The organism is Bifidobacterium sp. ESL0819, from assembly GCF_052606245.1.
This window is the reverse complement of record NZ_CP199587.1, coordinates 1,748,905-1,766,073: the sequence shown is the minus strand read 5'-3', so window position 1 is coordinate 1,766,073 and position 17,169 is coordinate 1,748,905. Positions and strand designations below refer to the sequence as shown.

Annotated in this window: 14 protein-coding genes and 2 riboswitches; of the genes, 6 read left to right on the top strand and 8 right to left on the bottom strand. The window is 61.4% G+C overall.

Features of this window, described 5'->3' with window-relative positions:
• Positions 1 to 2: 2 nt before the first annotated feature.
• The 4 genes from ACUIAD_RS07455 to ACUIAD_RS07440 form a co-directional block, all read right to left on the bottom strand.
• A complete protein-coding gene (locus tag ACUIAD_RS07455) occupies positions 3 to 692 on the bottom strand; it encodes a response regulator (protein WP_445343206.1) in 690 nt (229 codons plus the stop codon).
• Positions 693 to 964: 272 nt separating this feature from the next.
• Positions 965 to 3,724 carry a DUF7134 domain-containing protein gene (locus ACUIAD_RS07450; RefSeq protein ID WP_445343205.1) on the bottom strand — a complete coding sequence of 920 codons (2,760 nt, stop codon included), beginning with the start codon at positions 3,722 to 3,724 and terminating at the stop codon, positions 965 to 967.
• A 274-nt stretch (positions 3,725 to 3,998) separates the two neighbouring features.
• Complete coding sequence (locus tag ACUIAD_RS07445; RefSeq protein WP_445343204.1) at positions 3,999 to 4,982, bottom strand: ribokinase; 984 nt, start codon at positions 4,980 to 4,982, stop codon at positions 3,999 to 4,001.
• Between the two features lie 54 nt (positions 4,983 to 5,036).
• The gene (locus tag ACUIAD_RS07440; RefSeq protein ID WP_445343203.1) at positions 5,037 to 6,074 is read right to left on the bottom strand and encodes a LacI family DNA-binding transcriptional regulator; all 1,038 of its coding nucleotides are present in this window, start codon (positions 6,072 to 6,074) and stop codon (positions 5,037 to 5,039) included.
• Between the two features lie 434 nt (positions 6,075 to 6,508).
• Between ACUIAD_RS07440 and ACUIAD_RS07435 the strand changes: the two genes are divergently transcribed.
• The 6 genes from ACUIAD_RS07435 (at position 6,509) to ACUIAD_RS07410 (ending at position 12,645) form a co-directional block, all read left to right on the top strand.
• Positions 6,509 to 7,888, top strand: coding sequence for an alpha/beta fold hydrolase (locus tag ACUIAD_RS07435; RefSeq protein WP_445343202.1), 1,380 nt, complete (start codon positions 6,509 to 6,511; stop codon positions 7,886 to 7,888).
• A gap of 10 nt (positions 7,889 to 7,898) precedes the next feature.
• Positions 7,899 to 8,702 (top strand): pyrroline-5-carboxylate reductase, encoded by an 804-nt coding sequence (gene proC / locus ACUIAD_RS07430; RefSeq protein WP_110452236.1) that lies wholly within the window; start codon positions 7,899 to 7,901, stop codon positions 8,700 to 8,702.
• A gap of 56 nt (positions 8,703 to 8,758) precedes the next feature.
• Positions 8,759 to 9,865 carry a redox-regulated ATPase YchF gene (ychF, locus tag ACUIAD_RS07425; protein ID WP_110452235.1) on the top strand — a complete coding sequence of 369 codons (1,107 nt, stop codon included), beginning with the start codon at positions 8,759 to 8,761 and terminating at the stop codon, positions 9,863 to 9,865.
• Positions 9,862 to 10,662 (top strand): alpha/beta fold hydrolase, encoded by an 801-nt coding sequence (locus ACUIAD_RS07420; RefSeq protein WP_110452234.1) that lies wholly within the window; start codon positions 9,862 to 9,864, stop codon positions 10,660 to 10,662. Before ychF ends, ACUIAD_RS07420 begins: the two co-directional genes overlap by 4 nt.
• 746 nt (positions 10,663 to 11,408) lie before the next feature.
• Positions 11,409 to 11,516: a L,D-transpeptidase family protein gene (locus tag ACUIAD_RS07415; RefSeq protein WP_146208609.1), complete on the top strand. Its 108-nt coding sequence runs from the start codon at positions 11,409 to 11,411 to the stop codon at positions 11,514 to 11,516.
• 121 nt (positions 11,517 to 11,637) lie between these two features.
• Entirely contained in the window at positions 11,638 to 12,645 is a 1,008-nt protein-coding gene (locus ACUIAD_RS07410) for a bile acid:sodium symporter family protein (RefSeq protein WP_110452231.1), read from the top strand.
• A gap of 50 nt (positions 12,646 to 12,695) precedes the next feature.
• On the opposite strand, the gene ACUIAD_RS07405 is transcribed toward ACUIAD_RS07410, so the two are convergent.
• The 4 genes from ACUIAD_RS07405 to ACUIAD_RS07390 form a co-directional block, all read right to left on the bottom strand.
• Complete coding sequence (locus ACUIAD_RS07405) at positions 12,696 to 13,070, bottom strand: fluoride efflux transporter FluC (protein ID WP_445343201.1); 375 nt, start codon at positions 13,068 to 13,070, stop codon at positions 12,696 to 12,698.
• Entirely contained in the window at positions 13,067 to 13,477 is a 411-nt protein-coding gene (locus tag ACUIAD_RS07400) for a FluC/FEX family fluoride channel (protein WP_181414449.1), read from the bottom strand. Before ACUIAD_RS07400 ends, ACUIAD_RS07405 begins: the two co-directional genes overlap by 4 nt.
• A 138-nt stretch (positions 13,478 to 13,615) precedes the next feature.
• A riboswitch (Fluoride riboswitch) is annotated at positions 13,616 to 13,688 on the bottom strand.
• A 38-nt stretch (positions 13,689 to 13,726) separates the two neighbouring features.
• The gene (locus ACUIAD_RS07395) at positions 13,727 to 15,079 is read right to left on the bottom strand and encodes an ABC transporter ATP-binding protein (protein ID WP_110452228.1); all 1,353 of its coding nucleotides are present in this window, start codon (positions 15,077 to 15,079) and stop codon (positions 13,727 to 13,729) included.
• A 20-nt stretch (positions 15,080 to 15,099) separates the two neighbouring features.
• On the bottom strand, positions 15,100 to 16,839 hold the full coding sequence (locus tag ACUIAD_RS07390; protein ID WP_445343824.1) for an ABC transporter permease: 1,740 nt from the start codon (positions 16,837 to 16,839) through the stop codon (positions 15,100 to 15,102).
• 97 nt (positions 16,840 to 16,936) lie between these two features.
• Positions 16,937 to 17,095: riboswitch (M-box (ykoK) riboswitch) on the bottom strand.
• Positions 17,096 to 17,169 lie beyond the last annotated feature (74 nt).

Sequence of the window (17,169 nt, the reverse complement as noted above, 5' to 3'; positions counted from 1 at the left end):
GTTCATACCAGATGGTTTTCGTAAGCGAAGACCACTGCTTGGACACGGTCACGGGCATTGATCTTCTGGAGAATGTGAGTGACATGAGTTTTCACCGTGGGCAGTGAGATCCCCAGATTGTCGGCAATTTCCTGGTTGCTCAGACCTTGGGCTATGTGAACCAGAACCTGCAGCTCGCGATCGGTGAGCAGATCTGCTTCGGGATCGCGATAGGTCGATTCCGATGGCAAGGACCCGGTCGCAGACATGTCATGGGCCATATGTTCGATCAGGCGCTTGGTAGCCGAAGGGGCGATGATCGCATTGCCCCGGTGAACTGTACGGATGGAGGAAAGGAGGGTTTCAGGCTCGGTATCCTTGAGCAGAAATCCTGATGCGCCGGCTTTTATAGCTGCCATGACGTATTCGTCAAGATCAAAGGTGGTCAGCACAATGACCCTGGGCTCCGGACGGTCAGGTGACAAGGCAGTGATTCGGCGAGTGGCGGTCAAACCATCCATGCCGGGCATGCGGACATCCATAAGGATCACATCGGGCTGCAGACGTGAGGCCAGGTCCACCGCTTGTTCGCCGTCCGCGCCTTGGCCGACCACGGTCATGTCATCCTGGGAGCCGATGACCATGGCAAAACCGGCCCGAACCAGATCCTGGTCATCCACGATGGCAACGCTGATGGGTTCGGTCCGTTCCATGACTGCCTGCTTCTTTCTGATAGATGGTGGTCAGCGTCACCATCCGATTTTATCTGAGTTGAGTGTTGCGAGGAATTACGACTGGTTTCAATTAGCAGCCGAGATAATTGTTGTCTGGTTGATTGTCGTCTAAGCGACCGTTGTCGGAGTGACTGTTCAATGGTGAAGTGATGCTCGTCAACCATCGAATCCTGGGGTGGGCTAATCTTCGGGTGCGTTATTCATAGGGTGCTCGCTTCTTCGAGTGTGCTGATTACCTGACATGCTCATTATCAAGAACGCCCATGTCTGGAGTCCGATTGATTCGATTGGGCATGCTCTGGTTCCTTATCCTGTTGCGAATGGTTGTCAACCTGATCGTCAAGATCCACCGGCAGAGGTTTGGCTGGGTGAAGAGCTGGCAAAGGTGGGTTTTTGCGGGCGGGCTCGGCCTTGTGGCTACTGTCTGAATTGAGGCTCGTGTCTGTGGAATCGCCGGTGTCGGTGTTTGCGTGCAAATTGGTGATGGAATTGTGGCGCAGGACTGTGAGCAATTGCCGCATGCGAGCCAGGGCCTTGCGTCCTTGAGTTGCAATGTCGCCGAAGGCTTGCGCTACTTGCTCTTGGGGAGGGTCCACACCCTTGACTTGATACACGTTGAGCTCGGCAATGGCTTTGGTAGTGGATGCGATGACCGTATTTAGTGTGGCGGCCACCTCTGCTTGCATGGTAGAGCCGATGAGTTCCCGTTCTTGATTGGCGGCTAGGGCCTGGCTTTCCTGCAGGGTCTGGCCTAGTGCGCGCTCGCGTTCCTGCTGCAGAAGCAGGACCGAACCACGAGTGCGTCGGCGTGAGGCAATCAGAATGGTCAGCAGACAGATCAGGGCCGGTGCCGTCATCACTATGAAAAGCGTTAAACGGGATTCAGGGAAAGGTGATTCTGCTGGTCGCTCCGTCATATAGGACAGAATGGTTGGACACCCTTGGTTATTGACTGCACATCTGACAGCCCATAAAACCATATCGGTAATAACTGCGAACGGAACCCAGCGCCTAATGGCGTCTTTACCGTAAACCATTGCCGAATAGACGGCGACCGGGGACCAGACTGCTGCTCCTGGCAGCCAAGGTGAGAAGAGCATCAGCAGGGCGGCAGCTGCAGCCACCATAGCGGCGCAAAAACCGGGGTGGACCCTGCGCACAATCAGAGGCAAAACGATACCTAGCGTGATGATGATCCTGACTGGCCGGTCCGGATCATATTGTGGCGTGACAGGAGATATAGCGAGGGCTTGACCAGGATTCTCTACCAACACGAGTCCGATTGCCAAACCTAGGTCGGCAGTCAATGGGTGGCGTTGAAACCAAACGAAGAGCGTGGAGACAATCGAGCGCAGGGACCATCGAGCTTTTCGGCTTGCATGTGCCTCCGTTTCGGGTTCGGATTTTGGCGGGGCGGCAAAAGGAATCCATGCCTGGAGGTGGTAACCGCCTTCTGGTTTGGAACCAGCTTGAAGGCTGCCTGCCAGAGAAGCCAGTCGTTCGCGCATTCCTAAAAGGCCGAAGCCAGAATGCTCAGGTCGTTCCATCTGAGATGTGGAATTTGCAATTGTCGTGGCATGGTTGAGCGGGTGGTCGTCAATGGTGAGACTCAGACCATCCGTGAGCCACTGTTCTTCAATCAGCACGTCTGAAGCTGGGGCGGCATGCTTGCGAACGTTGGTCAGAGCCTCTTGAAGGACCCGGTAAGCGGTTGTAGCACGGTTTCGACCCAACTTTTCTGGTGAGGGTCGTCCTTCAATGCGTCGGCTGAATTGCGATTTTGGCTGAGCGAGTCGTGCCGCATCTATCAAGTCTGTCCAAAATCCGTAGCTGGTCGGCGGATTGCTAGAAGAGGTGGCAGGCGAGGGCCAGGTAGGGATATTGTCGGCCGTATCTGCGTTGACCTGGGCGGTGCTGGCAGCTGGAGTCTCTTTGATGGCGTGAAGATAGCCGCTGGCCTGGCTTGTCTGAGTGCTATCTGTTCCGACTGGACGCGGATCATGAGTGTGCGCAGATTGATGAGTGAAACTCGTTTGGGCGATTGCTTGAGATTGGTCAAGGGTTTGGATATGGGTTGGGTTTGTTGATGCTAGGGAAGAAGGGCGTTGGTCTGGAGGGGAATCCACCGCTTTTTGGCTAGTTTTGAGTGCTGGGTTGGTTGGAGCCTTGAGTTTGCCGAAGAGTGAGCTCAGCTCGCGTAGGGCGCGGCGGCTTTCTTGATCAATGGTGTGCATGGTCTTGAGGGCCAAATTCGCATTGTCAGTGGCTGCGTACCTGCCAGCATCTGCCTGCACGATGACGATTGACAGTGTGTGGGCGACAACATCGTGCATGTCACGCGCTATGCGGGCACGCTCAGCGCTGGCAGACAGGGCCGCATTTTGTTCTGCCTGCATGGCTAAGGCTTCGTTGCGTCGCCGAACCTCGTCAAGGGCGTCTCGCCTGGTCCGTGTCCAGTAGGCTGCAACGATGGCTACGAGCAGGAGAAGCGCCTCGATCAGAAAATTCGATAGGAAGGTGATTGCCAGTTCTCTGAATGAGATCGGCAACATTAAGGTGTGGTCCGGCTGTGTCCTGCCTGGAGGCAGAAAACCTAAATCGACCAATGTGAAGGTCAGGCAGGATAGAGGCATCATGATCCAGGCCACGGTCAGGTAGAGTCGGCGCAAGGATGGGCGTCCGTAGAGCAGACAGGAATAGATCATCACTAGGCAGACTGCATCGGCCGGCATAATTGCCGGCCCCAATAGAAGTTGAGCCAAAGCCGCAGCAACGAAAAGCCAGACTGCTGCGTCGGGGAATCGACGACGGATAACGACAGGGGCTATGAGCAGGACCATCCACATCAGAACAAGGTTTTCCTGCAAAGGGATCAGGGCCCCATCTCGTAGATTGGCGCTGGAGCCGCTTACCAGCAAAAACAGAAGGATGGCGAAGAGAGCGTCAGTCAGCAGCGTCCGATTGTTGGGCTTGGCGATCGGTCGCTGTGCTGTTTGACTGACTGGGTTCATGCAATCAACGATATCCGGGGGTGGCGGAGGGCGCCATCAGTCCCAGGAATGAGGCTGTCGAATGTGGTTTCGAGCTGAGGCAATCGAGCTAGCAGTGGGGCATCCGACAGCTGGCAGCCATCCATTCCGCATATACTCCTAGATGCCAGTCAGGCCGACGTTCCGTCGTCTATTCTGCAACGGTTCGTCGGCCTGACAATGCGGGGATGGGGTCAAAAGCGCTCTACTTGTCTGATTGTCCGAATCCTGGTGGCTCGACCCCGAACGCTCAGACTCAGGAGAATCGCAGCCGGATCTGCTCGGCCGTCCCGTAGGAGGCCTGCGCGCCCTGCCCGGTGGCGGCGTAGGCGGAGACGTAGGAGGCCAGCTGGGCGGCCTGCACCAGGGTCATGTCGGAGGCCAGACCGGCCAGCACGGTGCCCATGAAGGCGTCCCCACAGCCAGTGGTGTCCACGGCATCAACATGCACGGCGTGGATCCGGTAGGTCTGGCCCTGGTCCAGCACCATGGATCCCTCGCCGCCCAGAGTGACGATGGCCCGGCGGAACCCAAAGTCCTGCATGGTCTGGTTGATCCGGTCCCAGTCGGTTCCGAGCCAGTCGCCGTCCTCGGGCTCCTCGATGCCCAGCAGCTGGGCCATCTCATGCTCGTTGACCAGAATCAGGTCCGAGTTGGCGATCAGGTCGGCGGGCAGGTCGGCGCGGAAGGGGGAGTCGTTGAGCAGCACGGTCATGCCGGCCTCGTGGCTCATGCGTGCGGCTTCAGTGACTGTTTCGATGGGGCTCTCCAGGCACAGGCCCAGCACCTTGGCCGAGGTCAGAGCCTGGCGGGAGCGGTGGGCGTAGTCCACATCCACCTTCCCGTTGGAGCCGGGGGAGTAGACGATGGTATTCTCGCCGCGCGCGTCTACGGTGATGACTGTGGTTCCGCTGGCTCCGGGCACGGTCATCACATGGGAGACGTCCACCCCGGCGTTTCCCAGTTGCCCCAGCAGGAAGTCGGCGTTGGAATCGGATCCGACTGCCCCGAAGAGCCTGACCTGGGCACCGATGCGGGCCGCAGTCGCTGCCTGGTTGGCCGACTTGCCCCCGGGCAGCACCTGCAGGGGACCTCCGTTGATGGTCTCGCCTGGCTTGGGCAGCCGGTCGGTGTTGACCGTGTAGTCCGCATTCATGGAACCGACCACCGAGATGGATCCCTTGATGGTGTCCAGTCCCTTGAGCACCTGCTCGGGTGCTGCCGCCATATCTTGAATCATGTTTCTCCGTTCCTTGATGAGCTTGTTCGCCTTGATGATCGCGCTGTGAAAGGTTCAGGGATCCTGACCGGTGTGCGCGGGCGGGCGGCCTACCGAGGCGCAGTGGCGGTAGCTGGTCCGCAGCCGGACCGATCGCACCGGCGAGCCCGCCATCAGCTGCAGGAGCATGTCCACGCAGCGGGTCCCCATGACATCGATCTGCTGGGAGATGGTCGACACGGCCGGGGTCAGGAGGCGGAAGACCGGCAGATCGTCGAAGGTGATCATGGACAGGTCCGTCCCGATGCTGATTCCTCGGGACTGGGCTGTCTTTATGGCGTGTATGGCATCCAGTGAGGATCCGAAGAGCACTCCGGTGATTCCCTGCCGGGCCCAGAGGTCGATCATATCGGGGTCGAAGGTGCCGGGCTCAGCCTCGTCGGCCAGCGGGTCGTCCATGCCCTCTAAGCCTGCCAGCAGATTGTGGTATACGTCCAGGCGCTCTCGAAAGGTGGCCGATTCCTTGAGGGGTCCGGGCACCAGGGTGATGCGTCGGTGGCCATGAGCGTGCAGATCCTCAAGAGCCTGCCTGATGCCGGATTCAGGGTCGGCGTCCACACAGGGGATGGTCCGCCCGCCGCGTCCGGCGGCATCTTCGGCAGCCCTGTCCACGTAGACCAGCGGCAATCCGCGTCTGGTCAGCTCCTCCAGGGTGCGCGAGGAACGCGGTCCAGGCACGATGATGGCACCGTCGATGTGCTGTCCCAGCAGGTTGCGCACCTGAGCTCGGTCCTCGCCAGAATCATCCTGGGTGGAGGTGCAGATCAGGGTCTGGAAGCCATGGTTGAGCAGCTGGCCTTGGATCAGATAGGCCAGGTCCGCGAAGTAGGAGTTACGGATGTCCGGGATGAGCAGGCCGATGGTGCGCGAGTGAGCGGAGTGCATGGACCGGGCGCGGGAGTCCGGCACGTAGTGCAAGTCGTGGATGACCTGGTTGATGCGCTGTCGTGTGGCGGGGGAGATTCGCCCGGAGTCGTTGAGGGCTCGGGAGACCGTCGATACGGAGACACCGGCCCGTTGGGCCACATCCCTGATCGTCGCGTACGCCATCATGGCCTTTCGTCGAAGTGGACGGCCGCCGGGCCGGACTGCCGACCTTGGCGGTTGCCTGACCGCTGCCATGGGGAGGCGAACGGTTCTGACAGGCTTCAGTTATATCAGTGCGGTAACGATACCGCAACTTTCACAGCATGGCCAGTCGAGGCTTGGCTATGGGTGAAGTCAGACGAGGCTAAATGCTTAGCAGGAAGCGGCTGCTTACAGGAGCGTGGCGGGCGCGCGAAGTGCGTCGGCTTCCTTTGGGAGGGGGTGAGCACAGGAGCATCCGCGTTAGCGGACATCGCGCCGGCCAAACAGGCCACAACAAAATCCGACCAGTTCCAAAGCATCGCTGCATCTACCGTGCTATCCGGAAAAACAACACACAAGCCAGGTCCAACTGCCCGACGACAATAAACCCAACTGATCGAAAAGAAAGGAGCCAGCGCATGATCAACCAGGGATACTATCTGCCGGGACTCTACGTCCGTGAGGGGTCCATCCCCGTTCCCCTGGACTGGGCGGGCAGTGAACCTGGCATCTGGCGAGCCGAAGATGATTCGGACCAGGCGGTCATCCGCTGCTTCTACCGCGTGGTCTGTGCCCCCGAACATGTCCACGACGACTTGCCGCTGCTGGTCTACCTGCAGGGCGGACCCGGGTATGGGGCACCGCGGCCGCTGAGCGCCAGTGCCGACGGGTGGATGCCCGAGGCCCTGCGCCACTTCCGCATTGTTCTGCCCGACCAGCGGGGTACGGGCCGGTCCAGCGCCATTGACGGCTCTACCATGGCCTCCTTAGGTCAGCCCCAAGCCCAGGCTGACTATCTGAAGCATTTCCTGGCGGACTCCATCATCCGGGACTTTGAGCATCTGCGTCGCACGGTCTTCGCCGGTCAACCCTGGGTGGCACTGGGGCAGAGCTTCGGCGGTTTTCTGACCATGGCCTACCTGTCGAACTTCCCCCAGGGGCTGGCTGCGGCCTTCACTGCTGGGGGCGTTCCGCACATCCCCACTGATGCTTATGAGCTTTACTCTCATACCTTCACCAAAATGGCCCAGAGGTCCCAAATCTTTTACCAGCGCTATCCGGGGGACCAAAAACGTGTAGCAGCCATTGCCGACCGGCTGGCCCAGGGCGATGTGGTCCTGCCCGGCGGCGACCCACTGAGCGTGGAGCGGCTGCAGACTTTAGGCGCCGACCTGGGCAAGAGCGGCGGTTTCGAGCGCCTCCACTGGTTGCTGGACACGGCCTTCCCGGAGGGCGACGGCAGCCTGCCCGTTTCCGGTGCTGTCGGTTCCCGGGCGACCCTGTCGCAGACCTTCCTGGAGGAGGTGCGGGCGGCCACGACGGTCAGCCCGCTCTACTGGCCTCTGCAGGAGTTCATCTACGCTGACGGGGACTGCGGCCCCCTGCGCTGGGCCGGGCAGCGGGTGCGCGATGCCCGCCCTGAATTCGATACTGCTGCCCGCCCGCTCATGTTCACCGGGGAGGTGATCTTCCCTTGGATGTTCGAGCAGGAGTCGGCCCTGCGTCCCTTCGGTCCGGCAGTCAGTCTGCTTATGGAGGAGGGCTCCTGGGGCCACCTGTACGATCCCGCCCGTCTGGCCGACAATCAGGTTCCCCTGCAGGCCGCGGTCTATGCCGACGACCTCTACGTGCCCTCCGAGCTCCAGCTGGACACCCTCTCCCGCGTGGGCCACGCCCATGCCTGGGTGACCAACGAGTTCGAGCACGACGGCCTGCACGGGGACAAGGTCTTCTCCCACCTCTACAAGCTGGCCCTGGAGCGCGGCGATCTAGAGGGGCTCTTCCCGGCGCGCGGCTAGACTTGAGAGCATGAACACGGATTCATTGACTCTCGGATTCATTGGATACGGCAACATGGCACAGGCCATGGCCCAGGGCCTGGTCGACGCGGGCGTGCTCCCCGGCGGCCGGATTGTGGCCTGTGCGGCCCACTATGACCGACTGGTGGAGCGGGCGGCGCAACTGGGGGTGCGGCCCATGCATTCCGGCACCGAGGTGGCTGCGGCCGCCGATCTGGTGATTCTGGCCGTCAAACCGGGGCAGGTGGCTCAGGTCTGCGAACCCATCCGTCATGAGTTGGCTGATCCGGACCGTATGGTCCTGTCCGTAGTGGGCGGCATGACCCTTGAGGACTATGCCGACATCCTTGAAGAAGGCACCCACCTGATCTGCGCCATCCCCAACACCCCCATTTCTGTAGGGCAGGGGATTCTGGTCACCCAGGAGGACGATACCCTGACGGATCAACAGCGTGAGCTTTTCACCGAGGTCTTCGACCCGGTGGCCATGGTTGAACGGTTGCCCCGGGAGCAGGTCTCGGTGGGTACGACCATCGCCGGATGTGCGCCCGCCTACACGGCCATGTATATGGAGGCCCTGGCCGATGCCGGGGTGGAGCATGGGCTGTCCAGGCAGGCGGCCTACCGGCTGGCGGCGCGTATGGTTCAGGGGACTGGAGCCCTCTACCTGGCCACCGGCACCAATCCCGGGGCCATGAAGGACGCGGTCTGCTCGCCGGGCGGAACCACGATCAAGGGCGTCGCCTCCCTGGAGAAGCACGGCTTCCGTGGAGCGGTCATCGAGGCCATCGATGCGGTGGAGCGCGACGACTGAGCCTGCTGCTCTAAGAGGAGCCACGCCGGGGCAGTCCGGGCAATAGACTGGTGGATATGTCGTTAACCATAGGAATCGTCGGACTGCCCAACGTTGGCAAGTCCACACTCTTCAACGCCCTCACCCGCAACAACGTTCTGGCGGAGAACTACCCCTTCGCCACTATCGAGCCGAATACCGGCATCGTGCCGCTGCCCGACGACCGGCTGCCAGTTCTGGCCAAGCTGGTCCACACGGACAAGATCGTGCCCGCCACGGTCACCTTCGTGGACATCGCCGGCATCGTCAAGGGGGCCTCGGAGGGAGAGGGGCTGGGCAATCAATTCCTGGCCAACATCCGCGAGGCCGACGCCATCTGCGAGGTGGTCCGCGCCTTCAATGATGACGACATCGTCCACGTCAACGGCAAGGTGGATCCAGCCGACGACATCGACACCATCAACACCGAGCTGATCCTGGCTGACATGCAGACCATCGACAAAGCCCTGCCCAAGCTGGAGAAGGACCAGCGCGGCGGCAAGATCAAGTCCGCCTACCTGGACACCGTCCGCAAGGCCAAGGAGATTCTGGGCCAGGGGCGGACCATCGACCAGGCGACCCAGGCCGGGGACATCGACAAGGACGAGCTCTACGACCTGCATCTGATGACTGCCAAGCCCTTCATCTACGTCTTCAACGTGGACGACGACGAGCTGCAGAACGAGGACATGAAGAAGCAGCTGGCCGATTCCGTGGCTCCCGCACCCGCCATCTTCCTGAACGCCCAGTTCGAGTCCGAGCTGACCGAGTTGGACGAGACCGACGCCCGCGAGATGCTGACCGATGCCGGACTCAAGGAGTCAGGCCTGGACCAGCTGGCCCGGGTGGGCTTCGACATCCTTGGTCTGCAGACCTTCCTGACCGCCGGGGTCAAGGAGGTGCGCGCCTGGCAGATTCACAAGGGCTGGACCGCCCCCCAGGCCGCGGGGGTCATCCACACCGACTTCGAGAAGGGCTTCATCAAGGCCGAGGTGGTCTCCTATGACGACTTCGTGGCCGCCGACGGGTCCTATGCCAAGGTGCGCGAGGAGGGCAAGATGCGCCTTGAGGGCAAGGACTACATCATGCAGGACGGCGACATCGTGGAGTTCAAGACCGGCATTCCCTCCGGTTCCAAGAAGTGAGCGCCAAGCCCGGGTTCGCCATTCGCCGGGGCCATGGGCTGCCGCTGATTTTCGTGCATGGGTCCGGCGTGGACCATCACATCTTCGACGACCTGGATCCCGTCTTCGAACGGGTGGGCGGTTTCGAGCGGATCTATCTGGACCAGCCCGGTTTCGGCCGTACGCCGCCCGACCCGTCCATCCTCGACCTGGACGGTCTGGCCCGGTGGCTGGATGACCAGGTGGACATTTTCAGCGGCGGCGGCTCCTTCGCCCTGGTGGGCAACTCCCTGGGTGGGCTGCTCAGCCGCCATGCCGCCGCCGGTCGTTTGGATCGCTGCCGGGGGATGGCCCTGCTCTCCTCGGTGGTCGATCCGGTGACCGCCCACAGGCGCCTGCCCCCGCGTCAGGTGTTGGTCCGGGACGACCAAGGCCTGGCCGACGTGGACGAATTCACCAGGCATGCCTACCGGCAGATGGCCGTGGTTGAGTCCCGGAAGCATTTGGATGCTTACCAACGCACCATTATGCCCGGCATTCGTTCGGCCGATGCCGACACGGTGGCGCGAATGGAGGGGCACTACCAGCTGGATATGGACTTCGACCAGGTCTGGTCCGGCTTCATAGCTCCTGTGCTCTTCGTCTGCGGCCGTCAGGACGACCATGTGGGCTACCTGGATCAGTTCGACCTGGCCTGTCGCTTCCCTCGGGCCTCCTACTCGGCGTTGGACCGTGCCGGCCACAATGTGCAGATCGAGCAGACCGCTCTGGTTTGCGACCTACTAGCGGATTGGGGCAGGCAGGTGTTGAAAGGCTGAGTCCCTGCTGGCTTCTTCTGCCGCTAAAATGAGCTGTGCATAGATGTTCGTTCAATGGCGACGAAGGGGAAGGATATGGCTGTCTGGGGATTGGAGAGCAAACGCCTTAAGCGGCGTGTGCTTGCCATGCTCAGTTGGCTGCTGGACCCTGTCCAGCAGCACTCCTGTAGTAGTGACAACCGCTCTGTTGACGCTGCTGCTGACAGTCCTGATCGCCAACCTGAGCCAGCCGGTGGATGCGGCCCATGCTGAACGAATCGCAGCTGCGAGCGCTTCTAGCAGATCCACTGTTTTGCGAGACGATTTCCCAAGACGCAGCATCCCGGCAAATCCGCCTTCTCCTTTTCATCAGCGACGAAGAAGCCAGCAAAGCGGCAGACAAATGTTCAGAAGACTGACCCGGCTGGCAAATCTGCCTGTCCTGTTGATTGGACGAGCCTTCGCAGCAGGTCGATTACCTGAATCCTGCGGCCCACCCCGGCCTCTCCCTGGCGGTCAGCCTTCAGGACCAGCGGGTGTGCGTACGTGATGGGTCTGACCTGCTCTCATCATGCATGCCTAACGGGCATAGATGATTCCACGCGCAGGAGCAGCTTCCGCATCCAGGCCGAGCGCGGCGACCACTTCTACGATCCCAGCGAGGGGACGGGCGCTCGCTACTACACCAGCTTTCTGAACCAAGGGGTCTTTCTCCTCCACTCGGTTTCCACTGATTCCAGCGGTAGCTGTATCAAGGAGGAAGCCATATGCTGGGCATCCGACCCGGGTTCCACGGCTGCATTCGGTTGACGGTACCCGATGCCCTGTGGAGCATGCAGGCTGTGCCCGCCGACACTCCCGTTCAGGTCAAGTGAATTCCATTTATTGCAGGAACAGCCTCGTCCAAAATGTGACCATTCGCCGTCGTGTCTGCCCTCGGTTTTCTACCTTTGCTCTACCACAGAGAGAACTATCGAGAGGAAGTGGTCAGGAATCATGCAAAAGGTGCAGCGATTCAGTGACTGGTTGACTAAATGGTTCATCCTAGTGGTCCTAGTTTGGGCCGCCATCAACTTCTTTGTTCCGCAGATTAGCATTTGGGCCCGCAGCTACACCAACTACTTCCTGAGCATTATTCTCTTCGGCATGGGCCTGACCCTGAGCCTTGACGATTTCAAGCGAATCGTCAAGATGCCGCTCATGGTCATCGTGGGCACCATAGCCCATTACCTGATCATGCCCCTGCTGGCCGTGCTGCTCTGCCGCATTTTCCGCCTGGACGGCATGATCGCCGTGGGAGTTATCCTGGTGGGCTGCTGCCCCTCGGGGACCTCCTCCAACGTCATGTCCTACCTGTCGCGTGGCGACGTGGCCCTGGACGTGTCCATAGGCCTGCTTTCCACCCTGTGCGCACCATTCATGATCCCCATGCTGATGAGCCTGCTGGCCAGTCAGTATGTGGCCATTCCCACCAAGCAGCTCTTCCTGACCGCCCTTGAGGTGGTGCTCATTCCCATCGCTCTGGGTCTGGCCGTCCATGCCTTCTTCAAGGAGAAGGTGAAGAAAGTGACCGTGGCCCTGCCGGCGGTCTCGCAGATCGCCATCCTGGTCATCATCGGCGTGGTCGTCTCCGTCAACCATGCCAAGCTCTTCACCGCCGCCACCGCCCTGGTCCTGCCAGTGGTCATGCTTCACAACCTGTGCGGGTATGGGCTGGGCTTCCTCTTCAGCAGGCTCATGTACCGCATCTATCCGAAGGGGTTCCGCTATGCCCAGCAGAAGGCCATCACCTTCGAAGTGGGCATGCAGGATTCAGGACTGGGTGCAACCCTGGCCCTGCAAGCCTTCGCCACCGACCCGATTGTGGCCATCCCCTCCACATTCTTCAGCGTCTGGCACAACATCTCCGGCTCGGTCCTGTCCGCTTGGTGGCGTCGGCATGATGACCGGTTGGGGATTGCCGCCGACTCCGCCCAGGGTCGTCCGGAACCGGCTCGCGCCTGATTTTGGGCTCCTTTCCTGCTGGGCGAGCTTGACCGGTCAAGACCTGGTCTCTAAAGGCCTGGTCCAGCCATCAGAAAGCTGGTGGTCGTAAGCAGCGGCGGCAGAAAGATGGATGCTGCCAGATAGCCTAGGGCTGCCAGGTTCCGTCTCTGCCGAGCCAGGGCCAGCGCCTCGTTGACAGCCGTCGAAAAAGTGGAGAATCCCCCTATCAGGCCTGTGGCCAGTAGCATCCGTCCCCAGGCGGGCAGTCCGTGGAAGGCGGCCAGGGCGGCCACCAGTCCCGCAGCCAAACCGGCCAGCAGGTTGATGATCATGGTCGACAAGGGCAGATCCACCTGCCAGCGGGCCTTGATCAGGGTGTCCAACAAGTAGCGCAGTCCGGCACCCAAACCGCCGCACAGGCAGATCAGCAATGTGGCGGTCATCGCGAACCCGCCTGCATATGTGCGGCCATATGCGCTCCTAGCGTGGCCATGGCCCAGGAGACCAGCAGGCCTCCGGCAAAGGAGATGAACAGGTAGGTGGCTGTTGCCTGGACTCGACTGCCAGAGAAACCCTGGACCAGTTCCAGCGAGAGAGTGGACATGGTCGATAGCCCACCGCACAAGCCCATACCCAGGCCCTTATTGGTCAACTGAATTCGGCGCGCGTGTGCGCTTTTTGGCAGCTCGGCCAGGAAGGCGGTCAGGAGGGCGTAGCCTGCGCAGGCGATCAAATTGGCCAGGAGGGTTCCCGGATGCAGTGGACCGCTCTGGCCCGGCAGCAGGCTCAGGGCGTATCGACAGCCGGTGCCTAGAGCTCCCCCTAGAATTACGACCAGAGTCGTGGCCATATCGGGTTCGAGTCGCTGAGATTCTGCGGCTTCTGTAAGGGGTTGAGTCATTGGATCTCGGTTCCTGACGGATCAGCATCCGGGGGTCGGGCTGGATGGCATGCGCCTGCACCCGGCCCGCAGACGGGGTCGTCGAATCATAGTGCAGGAACTATCAGCAGTTTGCGGTTCGGGGCTCAAACCCCGGGCGGGTTCCATCGCCCGAGGCTCATTCTAGGAGCGGAAGAGGACTGCAACGGCCGTAGCTGCTCACTCGGCGTGGTTCTCCGGGTCCAGGGTCAGCCGGTCGTCGTCGGCATCGTAGTCGAAAAGCTCGCCGTAGCGGCCCCAGGTGATGGCGGTGTCGAACTGCTGGACGGCCTCCCTGTCCGAGTGGTGGGCCCGTAGCAGGTCCAGGATCAGGGAGCCGTGCAGACTCTTGTCGTCGCTGTTCTTCAGAGCCCGGTCGATGATGCGGATCAGCGGAACATGATTCATCAGCATGCGTGAGAACATCTCCTTGCTCTCCAGGATGTCGGCATCGTGCCAGACCCGGCCCTGGTCGGTCAGCCTGACGTGCCCGTTGTCCGCCTGGAAGATGCCCAGCATGAGCCCGGCGTCGATCAGGGGGAAGAGGTCGTCCACCTCGAAGGAGAGCTTGGCGGCCAGGTCGGCGAGGTCCATGCCGTTGGGCTGGTTGACCATGACATCGGCCAGACCAGCCAGACCGCCGGGGGTGGCGTCGGGAAGGTTGCGCTCGGCGGTGTCCTCGTCCCGCACCGAGTCCCGCACGGCCTGACGGTTGCGCACCTTGGTCTGCAGACGGCGGCGGATGTCCTCGCTGTCGCGCTGACCGGTCAGGATGGAGTAGAGGTAGTCCACGCAGGACTGAAAGAGGTCGGACTGCTTGTCCCGGGGCCTGTCCAGGTTGATGGGCACATTGGCGATAACCCGGCCGGGATGCGAGTCCAGGACCAGGACCCGGTCGGCCATCTCCACGGCCTCCTCGATGTTGTGGGTGACGATCAGGACCGACTTGACGCTGCCAGCCTCCTCAGACCAGACCTTGAGGACCTCCTGGCGAAGATTCTCGGCAGTCAGCACGTCCAGGGCCGAGAAGGGCTCGTCCATGAAGAGGGCATCCGGCTTGAGAACCAGGGCCCGGGCAATGCCTACGCGCTGGCGCATGCCGCCGGAGAGCTCCTTGGGGTAGGCGCTTTCAAAGCCGTCAAGGCCGATGGCATCGATGGCAGCCAGGGAGAGTTTCTCCCGCTCCTTCCTGGGTATGCCGCGGGCCTGCAGGCCCAGTTCGACGTTGTCTTTGACGGTCAGCCAGGGCATCAGAGCAAAGCTCTGGAAGACCAGGGCCACGCCGGGGTTGGGTCCTTCCAGCTGCTTGCCCCGGTATTCGACGTTGCCCTTGCTGGCTGGGACCAAGCCGGCCAGGATGCGCAGCAGGGTGGACTTGCCGGCGCCGGAACGGCCCAAGATGGCCACCACCTCGCCCTCGTGCAGGGTGAAGTCGATGTTGTCCAGGACGGTCAGCTCTGCACCCTTGTCGGACTGGTAGGTTTTGGTCACGTGCTCGGCCGTGATGATCCCGTTGGAATTGATCTTGGTCATTGTCGAACCTCTCAGACTTCTCATGTCAGGGAATAGCGCCGTTGTGCCAGTGATTGCAGGGGAGACCAGAAGAACCGGTCGGCCAGGACCACGAAGATGCTCATGACGGCCACCCCCAGGATGATTCGGGGGGTGTCGCCGGTGGTGGTCACCTGGGCGATGTAGGCACCCAGGCCCTTGGCCGTCAGCTCGGTTTTGCCGTAGGAGACCACCTCGGAGACGATGGAGGCGTTCCAGGCCCCGCCGGCCGCTGTGATGCCGCCGGTGCACCAGGATCCGAACAGAGCCGGCAGGATCAGAGTCTTCCATCGCTGCCAGCGGTTCTGGCCCAGGCTGCGCGACATCTCCAGCAGGTCGTCGGGAATGGCCGAGGCTCCGGCGATGACGTTGAAGAGGATGTACCACTGGGTGCCCAGGGCCATGAGCAGGATGCTTCCCCAGTTGATGTCGATCCGCCAGACGATGAAGATCATGGTGACGAAGGGGAAGATGAAGTTGGCCGGGAAGGAGGCCAGAATCTGCACCAGGGGCTGCAGGTAACGGGAGATGCGCGGATTCATGCCGATCAGGGCGCCTATCGGGACCCAGACAATCGTGCAGGCCACCATCAGGATCAGCACTCGCAGGAAGGTCAGCAGGCCCAGCTGGAAGACATGCCCGACTTCGCCCAGGCCCAGCGGGCGGATTACCAGACGATCCAGCTGCCAGAGCCCCCACAAGCCAATCAGGGCCAGGCAGACCCACCAGACAAGGTCGCATGCTCGCCTGCGCTCGGCGTCACGGCTCCACTGTGCTCCGGTGCGGCCCAGAGGGCGGGTGATTCGGTCCAGCAGGTCGGCTAGCGGATGGCCTATCAGACTCAAGAGGTCCTTGACTCCGGACAGGCGAATGACCGTCAGCACCAGACTGCGCCGGGGCTCGGTGGACTGGCTGCTGGTGTAGCGGAACTTCTCGGCCCAGGCGGTCAATGGCTTCCAGAGCAGGAAGTCAATCAATAGGACCACAACGATCATGGTCAGGATGGCCAGCCCCACCTTGCCCAGATCCTGCTCGGCGGTGGCCTCCTCAACGAAGGAACCAATGCCGGGCAGGGCCAGGGTCCTGTTGTTGACCGAGATCATCTCGGAAGCGGTCAGGAAGAACCAGCCGCCGCCCATGCTCATCATGCAGTTCCAGAGCAGGGGAATCATGGCGTTTGGTACGTCCAGCTTCCAGAAGCGCTGCCAGCGGGTCAGGCGCATCAGCCTTACCGCCTCGTCCAGGTCGGCAGGCTCGCTGGTCAGCGAGTTATAGAAGGAGAAGGCCATGTTCCAGGCCTGGCTGGTGAAGATGGCGAAGATGGAGGCCGCCTCCACGCCCATGATGGACCCGGGGAAGAGGACCAGCCAGATGGAGATGGTGGCTGACAGGAAGCCCAGGACGGGCACCGACTGCAGAATGTCCAGCAGGGGGATGAGCACCGCGCCCAGGCGGCGTGAGCGTGCGGCGGCCAGTCCATAGAGGAAGGCGAAGACCAGGGAGATGATCAGGGCTGTAAACATGCGTAAGAGGGAGCGCAGCGCGTAGTAGGGCAGGTTGGACGGGTCCGTGGAAACGTGCGAGGGAACGCCGGCGGGGCCGATGGGGGCGCCCAAGGCGGGCAGCAGATAGGCCAGGGCCCCCAGCAGGACCAGTGCGCCTATGGCTACGGCCAGGCCCGTCCATATGCGGGTGGAGCGCGATGCCTGGCTGCGGTCGTCGTTCAGTGGAGAACGGAGCATTCCTGGCAGTGCGACAGTATTCACGATGGCCTCCCTCCAAGGTGCGGAACATCCCTGTCGGCAGCCTCGAAGACGGCGTAGCGATCGGCCCTGGGCCGACCATTGTCATCGTTCAAGCTTCGGCTTCGCATGGTATTTGGCCCTGCATTAGTCCCTGCCTTGATCCGACGGGGACTGTTGACCTGCGCGGGGTGTCTCCACCACTTTGCGGCAGCATGCCTTGTCCATGCGGTAGCTTCACCTACCGACCACGCAATAACATAGATGGGCCTAGGAGCAGTGTCAAGCATTTGCCAAACCGGCGTTGCCGTCCTTGCCAGGACTGACAAT